Origin of the sequence: Paracidovorax oryzae ATCC 19882 (assembly GCF_000687165.1) — a bacterium.
GTDB classification, from domain to species: Bacteria; Pseudomonadota; Gammaproteobacteria; order Burkholderiales; family Burkholderiaceae_C; genus Paracidovorax; species Paracidovorax oryzae.
Genome location: NZ_JMKU01000062.1, coordinates 1 through 2695, shown reverse-complemented (window position 1 = coordinate 2695; position 2695 = coordinate 1). Strand labels below are relative to the sequence as shown.

The following is a 2695-nucleotide window of genomic DNA, read 5'->3' as shown; positions in this document are numbered from 1 at the left end:
CAGCGAGGCCAGCGTGAGGCGTTCTTCGGGCTGCAAGTGCGTGTATCGCGAAGTCATCTGTGCAAGTTACCTGAGGTTCAGGTGTTGCACTTCAGGTTTGAGACCGCCCAGGCTTTCACGGGACTATGAGCGGTTGCCGGAAGTGCTCGGCGGATTGCATTTCTTGGTCTTCGCTGTACTCATGTTGCCCGCCGCCGCTCGGGTGCTGGCTGCGGCTGGAAGTTCATAACACGCTCTAATCCCAGTCACTTTGGCGCCAGCTTCGGGGGCAAGGAGTTCAACCAAGGTATTTCGTCGTCTTCCTTGTCTTGCAATATGGCGGCCATCTCAGCCGCGGTTAGCCAAACACCATGAGCATCCACATGGAACGCGTCTCCATTTACAAGAGACACCGCCTTGGAAATAGCGCGAAGGTTTCTCTTGGCAAGAAGTTCATTTGAAACCATCTCCGTAAACGAAAACAATCCGTCGACTGCCGGCACCTCTCGTTCGTCCTGTAGAACGAAGCTTCGGCAACCCGTGGCTGATTGAATCAAAAGCAAACGATAGCGTTGGTCACTGCAGATTTCTGACGGCTTCCACATCTTGCGCTCCTTCAAAACCGAATACCTGGAAATGCCGTGGATTGCTCGCCAAGACTCCACGGCATACCAGAGTATACGGGTGTTCCGTCTGGGAAGGTTGCGGAACGAACGTCTTTAACAACACCTCGCATGGTCGAGAAATTAATTGCGCCACCTTGATGCTGAATTTCGGCCAAGCGTGCCAAGACTTCTGCGCGTTGAGACCCAACCACGCCAAGCTCATGAATCCCCTCATGAATAGCAGTGGATGCAACCTCGGCATTAGAGGAGTGCGCAGGCAAATATACTTTGGCCTTAGTCTCAAAGGCATAGCCCTTCATTCCAGTATCTACCGTGCCGTTAACTCCTTGCTGGAAATAGCTTTTGGAAAACTCAAGCCTAAATTTATTATTTTGTGCAGCATGGAGAACCTGCCTTCCAATATCAGAAGTCGCCATGTTTTCCAAAACCGCTTGCTGATCGAACCATGAAACATTTCGACTAAGGCTTCCATCCCGCGTGACGATAGAGGCTGCAGTTTTTGTATTGCCAAATTGCAGTGGAGACTTACTTTTAGCACCAAGGTCAGCTCCAGAGGTCTCGGCCTGGGCCAAAAAACTCCGCGTAACAGGAGTACGCGTCATCCCCATGGGAACAACCGCCGCTCCCGCAAAATTTAAGCCGAGTCCGAGGCTGTCCCGCGTCATTCCTCGCACATCACCGTTCATCGCAGCAGTGGTCAAACCATAGGCGCCAGTGCCTGCGTGATAAATCATCCCGAGAGGTGAGACATTGAAAACGTTCACCCCTGTGGCTTTGATACCGTCCCAGGTACCCATGCCGCCGTTTACAACGCCGTCAGCGTACGAACTCAGCGGGGTAAAGGGCTGGTAGTCTCCCGTAACTGCGCCGTGCAGCGCCTTCAGGCCGGTCTGCGCCAAATCGGCGAGAGGTGCGACCGTCAGGTCCGCCAACCCCACTATCGTCCCAGTCACAACATCACCGACACCGCCAGCGACCGCTTGCAACATCGGTGGAACCTCGATCGTGAAAGGCTCGAAGATCGGCGTAACGGTCTCTCGAATCACGCTATTTCGGTTCAATGCCGCGGTTATTTCTTCATCGCGCAAACGATCAATATCTTTCAGGTCGGCTTGAGCCTTGGCCAGCATTGCATCAACGGAGGGCTCAGCCCCCTTTTCGGTGATGTACACCGTACGCCCACGCTGCTCGATCGAGACAGGGCCGCGTCCCATCGAGAAGCCATGGCCGGCTGCCAGCAGCACGTCATTGCTGCGATCTACCAACGGCCTCGAGCCATCGCCGACGGCGCCCACGAATTGCTGCATCTGCGGGAAGTTTGGTTCATACGGCTTGCCAAACACGATGTGTTCGCCAGTATCCGGGTCCACATACGGACTGGATGCAGTCCCTTGGCCTCGATAACCGCCTCCCACGCTTGCAGCCGCAAGGGACTCGCCTACAGCGTTCCCGAACGCATCCAATGCCACTTGCTGCACGCTGATCCGCCCACCCCGCGCCACAGCTGTCGTCATCCCTCCGGCAAAAGTAGTCAGTCCGGCTTTCACGAACAAGTCCGTTCCGGATGCTTGTGGCAACCGCTCTCCCTTCACGTCCGTCAGATCCAGCGCATAGCCCATGCCCCAGCTTGCCGCCGCACCCAGTCCGCTCGCAGCGACCCGCTTCCAGTCGAAGCGGTCCTGCAGTCCCGTCACGACCCCCACGCCCTGTGTGAGCGTGTTGCTCACCATCGAACGCAGCACGGTCATCTCGAAGCCCTTGCCGGGCAGAAGTCCTGGGGCGTTCAAGCCTTGGGAAATCTCTCCGCTCACGTACGACATCGCCAGGCTCTTCCAGTTCAGCCCGTTCTGCGCACCTGTGATGTTGTTCGTGACCTGCCCTGCAAAATCGCCCGCCACCGAAGCGATGGGGACGGGCACGCCATAGGCGATCAGCACCGCGGAAACCACGATGGAGACGATCTGCCCCAATCCTCCGCAGCCATCCTGCCCTGCGGGCACCGGCAACACCGGATCCATGCTCCCCATCGCCTGGCTCGGGTCGTACGGCTGGAACGTCTCCACGCTGTTCGCATTCAGCGCCAGCTTGGG

At 56.9% G+C, this 2695-nt stretch carries 2 protein-coding genes and 1 pseudogene; 1 reads left to right on the top strand and 2 read right to left on the bottom strand.

Annotation, left to right across the window (positions count from 1 at the left end; translation table 11 throughout):
• Positions 1–109: 109 nt before the first annotated feature.
• A pseudogene (locus T336_RS27465) lies at positions 110–229 on the top strand (IS5/IS1182 family transposase); the annotation flags it as partial.
• Positions 230–245: 16 nt separating this feature from the next.
• Here T336_RS27465 and T336_RS26925 read toward each other — a convergent pair.
• Both T336_RS26925 and T336_RS26920 read right to left on the bottom strand, forming a co-directional pair.
• A complete protein-coding gene (locus T336_RS26925) occupies positions 246–482 on the bottom strand; it encodes a hypothetical protein (RefSeq protein WP_209435999.1) in 237 nt (78 codons plus the stop codon).
• 113 nt (positions 483–595) lie between these two features.
• Positions 596–2695 (bottom strand): hypothetical protein (locus tag T336_RS26920; protein ID WP_209435998.1); only part of this gene is annotated, 2100 nt, incomplete at its 5' end.